Here is a 14803-nt window from a genome sequence, read left to right as displayed (position 1 = left end):
CCTCTCGTATGCCCCGGGATGCGCGCCGGTCCCTCACAGATCGATCCAGGATTGACGTATGAACGAAGCCAGGAACAGTACGTACGCGCCGGACCCGGTGACCAAGGCCGGCTACGTGCTTGAGTTCGAGGACACCTTCGACGGGGACGTGCTCGACGAGCGCCGGTGGGTCCCGCGATATCTGCCCCAGTGGACCACGCGCGCCGCCTCGGCGGCCCGATACCGCATGGGCGACGGGTGCCTGCGCCTGCTGATCGAGGAGGACCAGCCGCCGTGGTCGCCGGAGATGGAGGGCCGGCTGCGCGTGTCCTCGCTGCAGACGGGCGTGTTCTCCGGGCCGGTGGGCAGTGGCATCGGCCAGCACGGGCGGGGCGGCCTGGCCGTCGTCCGCGAGGCGCAGGACGAGGCACGGCTCTACACCCCCCACTACGGCCTGATCGAGATGCGCGCCAGGGCCACCGATGACCCGCGCGCCATGGTCGCGCTGTGGATGATCGGCTTCGAGGACGCGCCCGAGCGGTCCGCGGAGATCTGCGTGTGCGAGATCTTCGGGCGTGACGTGGGGCCGGACACGGCGGCGGTCGGCATGGGCGTCCACCCGTTCGGCGACCCGGCGATCACCGACGAGTTCGCCGCCGAGGTCCTCCCCATCGACGCGCGTGAGTTCCACGTGTACGCGGCGGAGTGGGCCCCGGGCCGGGTGACGTTCTTCGTGGACGGCCGGCACGTGAAGACGATCCGGCAGTCCCCGGACTATCCGATGCAGCTCATGCTCGGGATCTACGAGTTCCCCGACGCCGAGGGGCCCGAGCGGGTGGGGCCGTACCCGAAGGAGTTCGTCGTCGACTACGTGCGGGGCTACCGGCCCGAGACGGGCTGAGCCGCACAAGGAGCATGGCTGGTGGGTATGAGGCATGTGAAGCGTCATGCCCGGATGGTCGAGGCCGATCAGCCGGTGCTCGGCCGTCCGGCGAAGGATCGGGGGATCTGATGCTGAGATGGCTCATCGTCCTGGTGGCGGCCGTGGCCGCGGCGCTGTCCGGGGTCACCGCGGGCTATGCGGCGCCGCCGAACGCGGGATACGCGGCGCCGCCGGATGTCAGCGACAAGGACAAGGCGTTCCTGGTCGCTGCACATCAGGACAACCTCGCGGAGATCCAGGGCGGACAGACCGCCGAGAGGCAGGCCGCCAAGCAGTCGGTCAAAGACGCCGGCAGGAAGTGGGTCGAGGACCACACCTCCCTCGACGACCAGGTCAAGCGGGTGGCCGAGAAGCTGAAGGTGGAGTTGCCGGGCCGGCCGAGCGAGGAGCAGCAGGCCGAACTACGCCGGCTCTCCGCCAAGAGCGGCGCCGCGTTCGACCGCGCCTGGGTCGACGCGCAGATCAGGGATCACCGCAAGACCCTGCTCGCCCTGGACGAGGAAGTGTCCAGCGGGTCCTCCCAGGAAGTGAAGAACCTGGCCCAGGCCGCCAAGCCGGTGGTCAAGGAGCATCTCGACCTGGTCGAGAGCATCCAGAGCGGCGAGTGACGACCGGTGCCGGCCGGGGCGGGTCTCCGGCCGGCGCATCCCCTTCCGAGACTCACCCGAACAGTTTGACCAGCAGCAGGATGACGAGCGCCCAGCAGACGAGACCCGCGACCATGACCGCGACGAGCCCGCGGAGCCGATACCGCTTGCCGCGTGGGCCGGGCCGCTCGTCCACGTTTCCTCCATGCCGGGGTGCGTTCCGGCCCGCACCCCGCGTCGTGCTGATACCCCCGCGGGGATCGTGCCGTTCGTCACTGAGAGAGACGTATTCGTTGCTGGACGTCATAGCTCAATCGCTCCCCGATGAGACCAGTGTGGGTGGCAGCGGGCCCGGAGTCCCCCTCTTCCCATCGGATGCGGACGCACGCGCGTAGGGTGCGGTCATGCGGATCTTCACCGACCTGGCCGAACTCAAGGCGGCCAAAGGCGAGCACCTCGGATACGGCGACTGGCGGGAGATCGACCAGGAGAGGGTGAACCTCTTCGCCGACGCGACGGACGACCACCAGTGGATCCACGTGGACACGGACCGGGCGAAGGACGGCCCCTTCGGCGGCACCATCGCGCACGGGTACCTCACGCTCGCGCTGCTGCCGTCGCTGATCGGCGAGCTGTATCGGGTCGACGGCCTGCGCATGGCGATCAACTACGGCCTGAACAAGGTGCGCTTCCCCCGGCCGGTCCCCGTCGGATCCCGCGTACGGGCCGGGGCGGAGATCACCGACGTCAAGGGCACTCCCTCGGGCACCCTCGCGAACCTCCGTGTCACGATCGAGGTCGAGGGAACCGACAGGCCGGCCTGCGTCGCCGACATGCTCACGCTCTTCGTTCCTCAGGAGTGACCTCTCGCGCCCTTGGCCCTTCCCGCCCTTGGCCCTTCCCGCCCGCCGCGCTCCGAGCGTACAGGGGCGGCGTGACCGGGGGCGGAGCGACTTATTGGCGCAAGCAGGGGTGGAGGGTCTGGTAGAGTTACACCCGTCGCCGGGCACCGCAGGTGAACGGACAGCAAAGCGGCCGTAGCTCAATGGATAGAGCATCTGACTACGGATCAGAAGGTTAGGGGTTCGAGTCCTCTCGGCCGCGCAGCAGCTTGAAGGCCCATTCCGGTCATCGGGATGGGCCTTTTTGATCTCTGTACAGCAGCGTGATGCAGCAACAGCATCTACTGGCGATCCCATTCGTTCCCGGTACTTCGAGTTCCTTCTTGCCGGCGCTGTTGCCTGGAACGGCCGGACAGGGACGCGTGCACTGGTAGTTCGTAACCTGAGCCCGTCTGTGCAGGGCGTACCTCTTCTGTTCGTTGGTGAGCGCTGAGCTCTGAAGCAAGACCAGGCCTGTGCAGGTTGCTGGTGTCACGAACGGCTGATTTGGATGCTAGGCCGTCTCACCCGAGGGGCCGTTTCGCGTTGTCGTCAGCAGGGAGGGATTGCTCGGTCCAAATGCATTTGCCGTCATGAAGGTAGCGGGCACCCCAGCGCCGGGAGAGGGCGGCCACCAACTGCAGGCCCCGGCCGCCTTCGTCGGTGTAGGAGGTGTGGCGGATGCGCGGGGTACTGAGGCTACCGTCGTAGACCTCGCAGATCAGAGAGTGGCTGCGCAGCAGGCGCAGGCGTATGGGGCCCTTCGCGTGCCGGATCGCGTTGCCGACGAGCTCGCTGACCAGAAGTTCGGTGGTGACCGTCAGATCGTCCAGTCCCCAGATGGCCAATTGTTTGCGGACATATCTGCGGGCCTCTCCGGCTGCCCTGGGATCGTCGGGGAGACCGCAGGTGGCGACATCGTCGGTGGCGGTACTGCGGGTGTGAGCGATGAACAGGGCGGCGTCATCGTCGGTCTGTTCACGGGCGGGCAGCAGCGCCGAAACGACCGTGTCGCAGAGATCCTCCAGGTGCCCGACGTCGTCGCACTGGCCTCCTGACCAGAGGTGAGGCACGCGGGGCACGGCCTCGGCCAGGATCCGGCAGAGCTGAGTTAGTCCCTGGTCGACGTCGCGGGTGGCGGATTCGACCAGGCCGTCGGTGCAGAGCACCAGCAGGCTCTCCTCAGCCAGATGCAATTCGTGGATCTCGAAGGGCGGTTCCGCGGCGCCCAGCGGCGGGTCGGCGGCCAGGTGGGGGCACAGCACGGTGCCGTCGGGGTTGACGATGACCGGTGGGGGATGGCCGGCCAGGCAGAGCGTACAGGTCCGGGTGGTGGGATCGAAGACGGCGTACAGGCAGGTGGCGTAGTAGTCGTCACCGAGATCGCTGACCAGGTCGTTGAGGTGGCCGATCAATTCGTCGGGCGGCAGGTCGAGGTCGGCGAGGGTGCGTACAGCGGTGCGCAGGCGCCCCATGGTGGCCGCTTCGGTGATGCCGTGTCCCATGACGTCGCCGATCACCATGGCGACCCGGCCGCCGGACAGCGGGATCAGGTCGTACCAGTCGCCGCCCACCTCCTCGCCCCGGCCCGCGGGCAGATAGCGCGCAGCGGCGCAGACCATGGGGAGACGGGGAAGCTCCCGGGGAAGCAGGCCGCGCTGCAGTTCCTGTGCGCGGGCGTGTTCCACGTCGTACAACCGGGCCCGTTCCAGCGCCTGGCCGACCAGACCGCCCAACGCCGTCAGCAGGGTGCGCTCCTCGTCGCTGAAGACACGCTCCCGCGCGAAGGACACCACACATACACCGATGGCCCGCCCGGAGGCGATCACGGGCAGGAGCGCCCAGGCGTTCTTCGGTGACGCCCCCGCCACGATCGCCATCGTTGGATAGCTCCGGCGATACTCCGCGCGCGATCCGATGAACCGGGGAGTACCGCTCTCCAACACATCGGTCACCGATGCGCTTTCGGTGAGCGGGACCCGGTCGAGAAGATTGAGGAATTCCTGTGGGTACCCGGCGGCGCCGACCACATTCACTCGGTCGCCTTCGATCAGCCAGACCACGAGCCCGTCGGCACAGAACGGAGGCAGGACATGGTCCGCGACGGCCTGCACGACGTCCCGGCTGGTGACGGCTTCGGCGAGCGCCGCGGTCAGCTCGCCCATCCGGACCGTCTGCTCGGACCCTGCCGCCGAAGTAAGGCCCGGCGCCGTGCCGGGCAAGCCTTCCAGGCGCGCAGCGGCCCATGCCGCTACCGCACCGAGAAAGGAACGCTGCTCGTCGTCCGGCTCGGCGGGCCCTGCCGTAAGCACGGACAACACCCCGACCGGCCCGCCGGCACCCGGGAGGGGCAATGCCGCCGTGCCGGCTGCCCCGACCCCCAAGCTGTCCCCGCACACCCAGACGTAGCCACCACGCCGCACGGCGCGTGTGGGCGCCACATCCTGCACGGTGTGAAGATCTGCCCACGCCTCGGCGGTCTCCGGGAGAAGCCCGCTGGCCGCCGCCAGGTGCAGGCAACCGGTAGCGGAATCACACCTGTGCACGAGGGCGCCCAGGCCGCCCAGGCTCGTCATCGCCTGCTGGAGAGCCAGCGTCAGCGTCTGCCGGCTCCACTGCCCTTCGTCCGAGGCCCGCGCAACGCCGAGCTGCTCCGCCTGCGGCTGCTCAGCGTGGCCCTCGGACCTAACTTTCGCGGCCGCCACTTCACCTCCCGGCATAAGCGCAACAATGGGGCAAGTCACCACTTATGTGTCTCTACAGTATCTTTCACTGCCATACGCGGCATTTTCGGGGTCCGTCACACTCCGCCGCTTCGTGTGCGCCCTCGGCAACACGGCTCGGTGACGACCCTGGCGCCCCTTAGGGCTGGTCGGCGGCCTGCCCTTCCCTACGGATCAGAAGGTTAGGGGTTCGAGTCCTCTCTGCCGCGCACATCGAACAAGGCCCGTGACCAGGTTGAACCTGGGCACGGGCCTCTTTGCTTCCTGGATCAGGCTGGCTTGCCGACACCCCTGCTGACAGGGACAGGTCACCAGGTGCGGCGAGGGCGAACCCCAAGACTCCCACGAGGAGATCCGACCCCCTCTCAAGTGGGCGCCGTTCACACAGCCAGTCGGCCACGTGATCGTGGAGGCGGCTGGCGATGGCACGTTCCGTCGTCTCTCTAGTTGCGCGTAGCAATCACCTTGCACTTCGAAGCCTGTGTGTCCTGCCGCACAGACACCGCCTGTTGCTTCAAATTCGAAGCGGGTCTAGGGTTGTCGAGTCGATGCTTCAAGTTCGAAGCAACTACCTCTCCATGGGAAGTGAGCTCCGCAATGAAGGCAGTGCGTTTCCACGAGTACGGCGACCCCGAGGTCTTGCGCTACGAGGATGTGGAGCAGCCCGTCCCCGACGCCGGACAGGTGCGGATCCGGGTCGCCGCGACGTCGTTCAACTCGGTCGACGGCAACATCCGCGCGGGTTTCATGCAAGGTCCCATCCCGGTGACGCTGCCGCACACTCCCGGTCTCGACGTTTCCGGCACGGTCGACGCACTTGGCGAGGGCGTGCACGGCATCGAGGTCGGTGACGAGGTCGTCGGTTTCCTGCCGATGGCGGGGACCGGCGCGGCCGCGGAGTACGTTCTCGCGCCGGCCGAGGTCCTGACGGCGGCGCCCACGAGCATCCCGCTGCCCGATGCCGCCGCGCTGCCAGTGGTGGGCCTCACGGCGCAGCAGGCGCTTTTCGACCACGCCAAGCTCACGAGCGGGCAGCGCGTGCTGATCAACGGCGCGGGCGGAGCGGTCGGTGGCTACGCCGTGCAACTGACCAAGCATGCCGGCGCGTATGCGATCGCCACGGCCAGCCCGCGGAGCATCGAGCAGGTCAAGCTCTCGGGCGCTGATGAGGTCATCGACCACACCGCCACCGAGGTGACCGCGGCGGTGAGCGAGCCGGTCGACATCGTGCTCAACCTTGCTCCGATCGACCCGGAGCGGCTGGCAGCACTGCTCACCCTGATCCGTCCCGGCGGAGTGCTGGTGAACACGACGGTGTGGATGCCCGCGCCCTCCGACGAGCAGCGCGGCGTGAGTGGCATCGACTTGTTCGTCCGTAGTGACGCCGATCAGTTGTCGCGGCTGGTGGCGCTGATCGACTCCGGCGAGCTGCGCGTGGACGTCGCCCGGCGGGTGCCGCTGGCCGAGCTGCCGGCAGTCCACGCCCAGGCCGCCACAGGCGCGCTGCACGGCAAGGTCGTCATCGTCGCACCCGCCGCCTGATCCCCAACACTGAAAGTGGCCTCAAGGCCTGGTCTTCCTGTTCTTCCCCGGTGCGAGGAGGAATTGCTCCGTCGGCTGCACCGACTACCCCTGCCCTCGCCCCGGGGTGAAGCCGACGTGCCACAGCGCCGGCGGGTCAGGCGGTTCGGTTACGTACGGCGCGGGACTTGGCGGACCGTGGCGGGGTGGCGCGCATATGTTCGCGGACGCGCGTCAGAACTTCACCGAGCGCGGTGAGGTCTCCGTCGATCATCGGATCGAACAACAACCGCCGTACACGGTCGACGTGTCCGGGAAGCACCCGGGCGACCAGATCCCGGCCGGCGTCCGTAACAGTCACGATCACACTGCGTTCGTCATCCGGCGACGGTGAACGGGTGATCAGACCACGCTTGTCCAACAGCCCTGCCTGATACGTGAGCCCGCTGCGGCTGTACACGACGCCATCGGCCAGATCGGTCATCCGCAGACTGCCCTCAGGCGCATCGACCAGCCGGGCCAGGATCTGGAACTGTACGTAACTGAGGTCGCCATCGGCGCGCAGGTGCTCCTCCACCGCGTACTGAAGGAGGCTGCTGACCTCCATCAAGGCGAAGTACACGCCAAGTTGTTCGGTGTTCAGGCCGGCCGTCGGGTCACTCACACCGCCCACCCTACTTACTTCGAATTCGAATCCCTTTCGTGACTCCCGCCAACACGGCGAAGTCAGGGGGCTGCCGGTAGCCGTCGGGAACGTCAAGCCGTAGTCCGTCGGGGGCGAAGCCGCCCCGCATCAGCCCGAGTGCCTCGCCGTGGCTGCCCGCCCCACGTCAGGCTGTGCGTCTCGCTCGCCATGGATTACCTGTCAGACGGCGCGTACGCCTGTACGGGCAGCCTGACGGACAGGCTGACAACACGATCTCCTTGTGGACAGCATGAGCGGTCCGAAACCGTGGGTCCGCCGCAGGAATCACCTGCCGGTGTCCGACCCCAGGAGAAACGATGAAGCTGCCTCCATGCGCCGCCGCCCTCGCGGCGGCCTTCCTGCTCGCTTACGTGACCGGAGCGTCCGGCATGTCGGCGGCACAGGCAGCCGACGCCAGTGCCCTTCCGAGCGTGAACATGGAAGCCGCTGTCAAGGCGGCCCAGATCGACCCGCGGCGGGCTGACGACACGCTGACCCCGGGCGCGAAGGCCAGCGTGCTCCTCGTGGAGCAGGCGCTGCGCGACCGGCACCTGCTCGACGCGAAGTGGGTGGACGGTTACTTCGGCACCACGACGGTCGCCGCTTTCGCGAAGTTCCAGAAGTCGCTCGGCTTCACCGGGCTCGCCGCCAACGGCCTCCCGGGTGAGACGTCGCTCACCAAGCTCGGAGCCGGCCGTTTCACGGTCACGCACATCATCAGACCGGGCGCTCGGGTGTCCGCCGGCGACGTCGTCGTCGACACCCGCACGCGGAGCATGCTGGCCGAGGCGAAGCGGCTACTCGGCCGCGACCTCGTGCTGTTGCAGGGGTCGTACAACCCCGGCGGCGACCCCACGTCCGCGGGCACCCACGACGGCGGCGGCGTCGTGGACATCTCGGTCGACGGAATGGATTCGGCCACCCGCACCGCCGTCGTCCGCGCGTTGCGGCGTGTCGGCTTCGCGGCATGGGTGCGCAGCCCCGACCAAGCCGACTGGCCATGGCACATCCACGCCGCCGCCATCAACGACACCGACCTCTCCAGCCAGGCTCAGCATCAGATCGGTGACTACTACCTCGGCCTGAACGGGCTCGCCGGCCGCGGCCCGGACGACGGCCCGAAGGTGCCCATCCGCACCTGGGAGGAGTACGAGCGCCGCTGACCATCCGAAAACCCAGCTGCACAGACACGAAGGAGAACACCATGGGAACGCTTCACAAGATCCTCAGCACGACGGCCGCCGCGATGGTGCTCGGCGGGGCGGTGCTCGCCACCGCTTCGCCCGCCTCGGCGGCCGCCCGCGACGGTGTGTGCGACAGCGGCGAGTTCTGCTACTACTTCAACAGCAACAACCAGGGGTCGGTCTCGGACTTCACCGGATCGGTCGGCGACTACGGCACCGAGCAGCCGTCCTGCTACGACTTCAAAGGACCCGGCAACGGCAAGGGCACGTGCGTCAAGAACTCCGCCGCCTCGGTCTGGAACCGCAGCGGCAAGACCGTCCGGGTCTACTACAACAGCAACTACGGCAGCAGCGTCTACCAGGACTTCGCACCCGGCGCCAAGGGCAACCTCAAGGCGGGCCTGAAGAACCAGAACGCCTCCCACCAGTTCGACCCGTCGACGTCATCGGCACGCGTCGACATGTCGTACGCGCTGTACAAGACCGGCGGCGGCCACATCAGCTGCGGCTTCGACGGTTACACCAGCACCTCCGGCCGGCATGAGGGCATCGACATCGCCCGTGGCGTGGGCTCGGATGTGCACGCCCTGGTGAGCGGTCAGATCATCTACCTCGCGCGGGGGTCCAACGGCAGCTCGGGGCTGTCCACCATCTCCATCTACAACTCCTCGCTGAACAAGACGATCATCTACCTGCACTCCGCTCCGCGGGCCTCCCTGGCGGTGGGCCAGCAGATCGCGCGCGGCCAGGTCATCGCCGACGAGGCGTGGCACGGGGTGTCGTCCAGTGGCGCCGCGCACACCCACGTCGAGATGCGCCCCGGACGGCAGACGCTCGCCGCCAAGAGTGTGGGCGACCCGGTTCTGAGCAACCCGAACCCGAACTCGTTCTGGGTCTCCCAGGGCTACAACGTCCGCTAGCGCACCGCGGCCTGTGACGAGAAGGAAGACGACTGTGTCTCCACGAACTCCACTACTGCTCTCGCGGCTCGTCGCGCCGGCCGCCGCGATGGTGCTCGGTGGGGCGGTGCTCGCCGCCGCCTCGCCCGCCTCGGCGGCCGCCCGCGACGGTGTGTGCGACAGCGGCGAGTTCTGCTACTACTTCAACAGCAACAACCAGGGGTCGGTCTCGGACTTCACCGGATCGGTCGGCGACTACGGCACCGAGCAGCCGTCCTGCTACGACTTCAAAGGACCCGGCAACGGCAAGGGCACGTGCGTCAAGAACTCCGCCGCCTCGGTCTGGAACCGCAGCGGCAAGACCGTCCGGGTCTACTACAACAGCAACTACGGCAGCAGCGTCTACCAGGACTTCGCACCCGGCGCCAAGGGCAACCTCAAGGCGGGCCTGAAGAACCAGAACGCCTCCCACCAGTTCCTCAGCTCCACACCGCCGACCGGCTGCAAGACCGACGGCACGGACAGCAGGCTGCCCACGACGATCCTCGTCTACCGGAAAGCCCTCGATCGCGTGGACCGGGTGGAGTTCAAGACCTACATCAAGAACGTCCTGCCCAACGAGTGGCGGTCGTACTGGCCGACGGAGTCTCTCAGGGCCGGGGCGATCGCGGTCAAGCACTTCGGCTGGTACTGGGCGCTGAGGTCGGCGAGCAAGACGCCGAGCGGCCAGTGCTACGACGTCACCGACGACACGTCCAGCCAGGTGTACAAGCCCGGCTCCGCGACGGCGGCGACGAACGCCGCGGTCGACGCGACATGGGGCACCCGGATGACGCGTGATGGAAAGATCTTCAAGGCTCAGTACTGCTCCACGACGACGGCGTGCGGCCACTGGGTGACCGGCGACTGGATGTCGCAGACCGGCTCCCGCGACAAGGCAGAGGCGGGCTGGAGCCACTCCCGGATCCTCACCTACTACTACAACGGGATCGCTCTCAATTCCTGATCCCCAAGGGTCGTCCGCCCCTGATTCCCCGCCGTGTGACGCACGGCGGGGAATCGTGCGTCATTCGACGATGATCTGGAAGTTGAGCGGCCGGCCCCCGGGGAACGCGACCCGCCCCGACCCCTCCATCATCTTGAACCGCACGTAGCACAGGCCTGGCTTCCCCGGCGTGGTGATGTCGGTCCGGATGTCGACCACCTCTCCGGGTGACGTGTCCTCGACCGGTACGTCGGAGACGGTTTGACATTGATCGGGTTTCTGCGGGAGGTCGAGGCGATGCAACGAATATCCCTTCCACGGCACGGTCCCGGCGTTCTTGAGCCGCCATACCTTGGTCACGGTCTGGCGGGGGCCTACGCGCGTGCAGTCGGTCAGCGTGATGTCCCCGATGAACTTCGCCGAGTCGCCCTCGTGTACAGGCGGAATCCACGGCGGGGTGGTGGCCTGCACCGGGCAGTCGGCGTCTGACAGCCCGGTCTTCGACAGGCTGTCAGACGGGTTCAGGCCGTGCTCGTCGATTCCGGAGCCACGATTGACGGCGACCATGACGAGGACCACTGTCGCCACGCCCACGGCCGCTACCGCGAGCGCGGCCGCGGCCGGGCGGGTCGGCCGCAATCGCCCTCGGCCCCCCGCCGGGGAGGGGACGGGCGGGACGTCGTGCGCGATCTCGTCGGGCGGTGGTGGCGGCGTAGGCAGAGATACCGGGGTGCCGCCAGCCGACCGTGGGGCCTGCGATGCGGCGGTGCTGTGCACGATACGACCTTCCGCGAGGCCCGTGGCGGACGCTTCGAGTCCGTCGGACGGACGGGTCCCCAGGGTGCCCGCGCGGGTTGAAGGATCTCCGGCGCTCGCCGATCTGACCGCTAAGTTCGCCCTCTCCCAGCGTTCGCGGTACGCGGCCGGGTCCGCGCCGCACGCCTTGACGAACTCGACGGTGGTCTCCCAACTCGGGAGCCGGTTGGCCTTCGTGGCTTCGTGCAACGTCGTGTGCGAGATCGCTCCCGACCGGCCGGACATTTCGCGGAAGGGTGGATTGCCGACCGATTCGCGGAGTTGTCGCAGTGCCGCCGCGAAGTCCTCGATCGCCTCCGCCCGTGCGGGCATGTCGTCCACCCGGGTGAAGCTAACAGCGCCCACGGGATCCCCTCAAGCTTACGGAGCATCTCGCCCCTGTCCGTGCGGAGTCCGGGACCGGCATCGGATCGCTCTACGCTTGTTGACCATGGTTCGCCTTCAGTCTACGGTTGTTGAGCCAAAATAGGCCGATGAGGGAGGCAGAATGCCCGCAACTCCACGAGACCTGCTCGACCGCTTCCACCAGGCGATGCTGGACTTCTCGCCCGACCGACTCGCCGATCTGTTCGCCGATGACGCGATCTACGAGTTCGTGTTCTGGACGCCGCATCGCGGTCCGTCGCAGCGGTACGACGGGCGCGAGGAGATCCGCGCCGGCTTCAGGGCGGCATGGGGGTCGGTCCCCAAGCCGCCCCTGACCGGATTGCGCGAGGTGTGCGTTCACGAGACGGCCGACGCCGAAGTGGTCATCTCCGAGGGTGAGATGGACGCTGTCGACCACGCGACCGGGCGGCCGTTCACCTCCCGGTTCGTGCTCGTCCTGCGCGCCCGTGGCGGCCGTATCGTTCATCTGCGCGACTACTCCGACGTGCTGCGGACCGCGGCGGGGCTCGGCCGGCTGACCCAGCTCTTCGAGCAGGTGCACGCCGAGCCCGCGCCATGAAGAGCCGCTTTGCCGGTTCGGCCGGCATCGGGGTGGCTCCCACAGGCACGGCTCCGTGGCCGTTCGCTTATGGGCGGTGTCGTCTCGCCGGCGCATGCCGCGGCCGTAAGGGCCGTGGCATGCGCCGGATGGTCCGTCAGACGGTGCCGCCGGTCACCGTGGTGCCGGACTTGGTGATGTAGTACGTGATTTGCGCCCCGCTCCAGAAATGGAAGGTGAGGGCAACGCGACCGTCGTTGACCTCATTGAAGAACTCGGGCTTGAGGATGATGGTGTTGGCGCTGTAGTCGGGCTGGAAGTGGTCCCAGAAACCCTTGTACGGGGTCCAGTTGGCTGGTCCGGCGGGGCTGCCGTCGGTGTACTTGGCCTCCATGGTGGCGAGCTGGTCGCCGCGGAACTGGGTGGGGATGGCGAACGAGGAGGTCGTGCCGGTGGCGGCGGCCTGGGTCGGCGGATCGGAGGTGATGATGCTGATCTGCCACGGCGCGCCCTGGGAGAAGCGGGCCTCGATGGTGGCGTTGACGCCGTAGGCCCGGTTCCCGGCCAGCCGGGTGAGGGCCGCCGCGGTGAGGGTCAGGGTGTTGCCGGACACGGTGTAGTCGGCGCCGTTGGCGAGGTTGACACCGTTTTGCCGCAGGCCCTGGAACGAGGTGCCGTTGAGGTTGAGGGTGAGCGTCTTGCCGGTGATCGTGCCGTTGCGGGGCACGTACACCTGATCGGACGAGGCCGTGGCGGATCGCGCGGTCCAGCTGGCCTTCATCATCTCGTACACGCCCTGGTCCCGCCATCGCAGCTCGTTGCGGTCCAGGAACGAACCCGCGTCCCAGAGCATGGTGGTGAGCTTCCGGGTGCGGGCGTGGTAGCCCACGGCCTCGATGTACTTCAGGAACTCGCCGCGTTCGATGATGCCGGGCCGGGTGTAGTCGTAGCTGAGCAGCGCCCACTCTCCGATGATCACGGGGATCCCGCGGGACACGAACGTGTTGTACACCCGGCCGAAGCTGCCGACCAGGTCCTGCTCAACGTTGCTGTCGTATCGGGTGCCGCCGGCGATGTTGACGCTGAAGGGCCACCACCCGTAGAAGTGCACCGTCGCGGCGAGGTTGGGGTCGTGCAGCCGGTTGAAGGTGGTCGTCAACGCGTCCAGCCGGGCCTGTTCGGCGTTGGTGTACAGGGTGGGCAGCACGAGCAGCCGGGTGGCGTTGCCGCCGCCGGACTCGCGCACGAGATGGACGAACCCGGTGTTGAGCTCGTCAAGCACCTGATCGCTCTCGCTGTCGCCCGAGGTGCCCGTGAACTGCGGCTCGTTGATGCTCTCGAACACCAGCTTCTGGGAGTAGCCGCGGAATGTGCCGGCGATCTGCCTCCACAGCGCGGTATACCGGTTCATCACGGTCGTACGGTCGCCGGGGTATCCGTTGATCCACTGCCAGGAATCGTGATGCAGGTTGATCATCACGTAGAAGCCCTCGGCCAGGGACCAGTCGACGACCTGACGGACGCGGTTCAGCCAGGCGGCGTCGATGGTGTAGTCAGGCGCCGCACCGTGGTGGTTGCTCCAGGTCACCGGGATCCGGATGCTGTTGTACCCCTGGGACCGCACGTAGTGCAGCATGGCCCGGGTCGTGAGCGGGTTGCCCCACGCCGTCTCGTCGGGGATGGCGTCGAACGTGTTGCCGAGATTCCAACCGGGTTGCATCGCGGCCACCGTGGCCATCGCGTCGCCCGGCTGCGGCGACGGCGAGGGGCTGGCGGACGGCGACGGGCTGGGTGACGGCGACGGCGACCGCGACGGGCTGGCGGACGGCGACGGGCTGGGTGACGGCGACGGTGACCGCGACGGGCTGGCGGACGGCGACGGGCTGGGTGACGGCGAGGCGCCGGTATCTCCGGTGCAGGCGACGCCGTTGAGCGTGAACGCGGCCGGTGCGGCGTTGCTGCCCGACCACGATCCGTTGAAGCCGAAGGAGACCGTCGCGTTGGTCGCGATGGCCGCGTTCCAGCTCGCGTTGACGGCGGTGACCTGCGCGCCCGACGAGGCGAGCGTGGCATTCCACACCTGGGTGACCTGCTGTCCGGAGGGGAACGTCCAGGCCAATCTCCAGCCGTTGATCGGGGCGCCGAGGTTGGTGACGCCCACGTTGGCGGTGAAACCGCCCGGCCACTGGGCTGAGATCTCGTACGCCACGCGGCAGCCGGCGGCCGCTTGCGCGTTGACGGCCGTCACTGTCGCTGCGGACAGGAGTGTGATCAAGGTTCCGACGACCGCGCTGACGCGCAGACGGGTTCTTCGTAGTTTGAACAGAGCCACGGTCACTCTCCCCTGTGCGAGCCAGTCATGGGCGGCACCGATCGTCATGTGAGAAAGTTTCTAGAAAATCCCTGGAAACATAGCAACAGAAGCGAGGGGTGGCCACTGTCCATCTCCGTCACCTGGGCTGGGCGAACCTAAAAATCGACAGCACAGGAGCTGGATGCCGCTCAGCTGCGCCTTCGCCGAGGTCATTAGCCCCTTCTCCCAGTGTCCGAGAATCGGAACTAGAAACTTTCTCAATAGGGAATCTGAAAGTTTCACATACGCTTCCACGTGCGGACGGGTAACCGGCGGCACCATCGGAGCGAGTATCGGCATGTGCGCCACTGATGCGATCGGT

The 14803-nt window shown here is 67.7% G+C and carries 13 protein-coding genes and 1 tRNA gene; 9 read left to right on the top strand and 5 right to left on the bottom strand.

Annotated elements, in window-relative coordinates; translation table 11 throughout:
• Positions 1-58 precede the first annotated feature (58 nt).
• Together AB0O28_RS01940 and AB0O28_RS01935 are read left to right on the top strand one after the other, a co-directional pair.
• On the top strand, positions 59-880 hold the full coding sequence (locus AB0O28_RS01940) for a glycoside hydrolase family 16 protein (RefSeq protein ID WP_363635238.1): 822 nt from the start codon (positions 59-61) through the stop codon (positions 878-880).
• Between the two features lie 110 nt (positions 881-990).
• Positions 991-1530, top strand: coding sequence for a DUF4142 domain-containing protein (locus AB0O28_RS01935; RefSeq protein ID WP_363635236.1), 540 nt, complete (start codon positions 991-993; stop codon positions 1528-1530).
• Between the two features lie 52 nt (positions 1531-1582).
• On the opposite strand, the gene AB0O28_RS01930 is transcribed toward AB0O28_RS01935, so the two are convergent.
• The gene (locus AB0O28_RS01930; protein WP_363635234.1) at positions 1583-1705 is read right to left on the bottom strand and encodes a hypothetical protein; all 123 of its coding nucleotides are present in this window, start codon (positions 1703-1705) and stop codon (positions 1583-1585) included.
• 208 nt (positions 1706-1913) lie between these two features.
• On the opposite strand from AB0O28_RS01930, the gene AB0O28_RS01925 reads away from it, so the two are divergent.
• Together AB0O28_RS01925 and AB0O28_RS01920 are read left to right on the top strand one after the other, a co-directional pair.
• Positions 1914-2372 (top strand): MaoC family dehydratase, encoded by a 459-nt coding sequence (locus tag AB0O28_RS01925; protein WP_363635232.1) that lies wholly within the window; start codon positions 1914-1916, stop codon positions 2370-2372.
• A 168-nt stretch (positions 2373-2540) separates the two neighbouring features.
• Positions 2541-2613: transfer RNA gene (locus tag AB0O28_RS01920), tRNA-Arg, on the top strand.
• A 301-nt stretch (positions 2614-2914) separates the two neighbouring features.
• Here the strand turns inward: AB0O28_RS01920 and AB0O28_RS01915 are convergent.
• Complete coding sequence (locus AB0O28_RS01915; RefSeq protein ID WP_363635230.1) at positions 2915-5095, bottom strand: SpoIIE family protein phosphatase; 2181 nt, start codon at positions 5093-5095, stop codon at positions 2915-2917.
• 615 nt (positions 5096-5710) lie between these two features.
• On the opposite strand from AB0O28_RS01915, the gene AB0O28_RS01910 reads away from it, so the two are divergent.
• Entirely contained in the window at positions 5711-6655 is a 945-nt protein-coding gene (locus tag AB0O28_RS01910) for an NADP-dependent oxidoreductase (RefSeq protein ID WP_363635228.1), read from the top strand.
• Between the two features lie 136 nt (positions 6656-6791).
• Here AB0O28_RS01910 and AB0O28_RS01905 read toward each other — a convergent pair whose 3' ends face one another.
• Positions 6792-7298 (bottom strand): MarR family transcriptional regulator, encoded by a 507-nt coding sequence (locus AB0O28_RS01905; protein ID WP_363635226.1) that lies wholly within the window; start codon positions 7296-7298, stop codon positions 6792-6794.
• Positions 7299-7636: 338 nt separating this feature from the next.
• Between AB0O28_RS01905 and AB0O28_RS01900 the strand changes: the two genes are divergently transcribed.
• From AB0O28_RS01900 to AB0O28_RS01890, 3 genes are read left to right on the top strand one after another with little or no spacing between them, the layout of a single operon-like run.
• The gene (locus AB0O28_RS01900) at positions 7637-8482 is read left to right on the top strand and encodes a peptidoglycan-binding protein (protein ID WP_363635224.1); all 846 of its coding nucleotides are present in this window, start codon (positions 7637-7639) and stop codon (positions 8480-8482) included.
• Positions 8483-8523: 41 nt separating this feature from the next.
• Positions 8524-9423 carry a peptidase inhibitor family I36 protein gene (locus tag AB0O28_RS01895; RefSeq protein WP_363635222.1) on the top strand — a complete coding sequence of 300 codons (900 nt, stop codon included), beginning with the start codon at positions 8524-8526 and terminating at the stop codon, positions 9421-9423.
• 34 nt (positions 9424-9457) lie between these two features.
• Positions 9458-10408, top strand: a complete 951-nt coding sequence (locus AB0O28_RS01890; protein ID WP_363635220.1) for a SpoIID/LytB domain-containing protein — start codon at positions 9458-9460, stop codon at positions 10406-10408.
• 60 nt (positions 10409-10468) lie between these two features.
• Here AB0O28_RS01890 and AB0O28_RS01885 read toward each other — a convergent pair whose 3' ends face one another.
• Positions 10469-11515, bottom strand: a complete 1047-nt coding sequence (locus AB0O28_RS01885; protein WP_363636143.1) for an NBR1-Ig-like domain-containing protein — start codon at positions 11513-11515, stop codon at positions 10469-10471.
• 175 nt (positions 11516-11690) lie between these two features.
• Here AB0O28_RS01885 and AB0O28_RS01880 point away from each other — a divergent pair, with 175 nt between their 5' ends.
• Positions 11691-12149, top strand: a complete 459-nt coding sequence (locus AB0O28_RS01880) for a nuclear transport factor 2 family protein (protein WP_363635218.1) — start codon at positions 11691-11693, stop codon at positions 12147-12149.
• A 136-nt stretch (positions 12150-12285) separates the two neighbouring features.
• Here AB0O28_RS01880 and AB0O28_RS01875 read toward each other — a convergent pair whose 3' ends face one another.
• Positions 12286-14508: a cellulase family glycosylhydrolase gene (locus AB0O28_RS01875; protein WP_363635216.1), complete on the bottom strand. Its 2223-nt coding sequence runs from the start codon at positions 14506-14508 to the stop codon at positions 12286-12288.
• Positions 14509-14803 lie beyond the last annotated feature (295 nt).

Origin of the sequence: Microbispora sp. NPDC088329 (genome assembly GCF_040685655.1) — a bacterium.
In the GTDB taxonomy this organism is placed as follows: Bacteria; Actinomycetota; Actinomycetes; order Streptosporangiales; family Streptosporangiaceae; genus Microbispora.
The sequence above is the reverse complement of the archived record's forward strand: the minus strand, read 5'-3'. Positions and strand labels throughout refer to the sequence as shown.

Bases quoted from the DNA above. Each gene is read 5' to 3' on its own strand.
- AB0O28_RS01940 (WP_363635238.1), top strand. From the start codon at position 59: ATGAACGAAGCCAGGAACAGTACGTACGCGCCGGACCCGGTGACCAAG.
- AB0O28_RS01935 (WP_363635236.1), top strand. From the start codon at position 991: ATGCTGAGATGGCTCATCGTCCTGGTGGCGGCCGTGGCCGCGGCGCTG.
- AB0O28_RS01925 (WP_363635232.1), top strand. From the start codon at position 1,914: ATGCGGATCTTCACCGACCTGGCCGAACTCAAGGCGGCCAAAGGCGAG.
- AB0O28_RS01910 (WP_363635228.1), top strand. From the start codon at position 5,711: ATGAAGGCAGTGCGTTTCCACGAGTACGGCGACCCCGAGGTCTTGCGC.
- AB0O28_RS01900 (WP_363635224.1), top strand. From the start codon at position 7,637: ATGAAGCTGCCTCCATGCGCCGCCGCCCTCGCGGCGGCCTTCCTGCTC.
- AB0O28_RS01895 (WP_363635222.1), top strand. From the start codon at position 8,524: ATGGGAACGCTTCACAAGATCCTCAGCACGACGGCCGCCGCGATGGTG.
- AB0O28_RS01885 (WP_363636143.1), bottom strand. From the start codon at position 11,515: ATGCCCGCACGGGCGGAGGCGATCGAGGACTTCGCGGCGGCACTGCGA.
- AB0O28_RS01880 (WP_363635218.1), top strand. From the start codon at position 11,691: ATGCCCGCAACTCCACGAGACCTGCTCGACCGCTTCCACCAGGCGATG.
- AB0O28_RS01875 (WP_363635216.1), bottom strand. From the start codon at position 14,508: ATGACGATCGGTGCCGCCCATGACTGGCTCGCACAGGGGAGAGTGACC.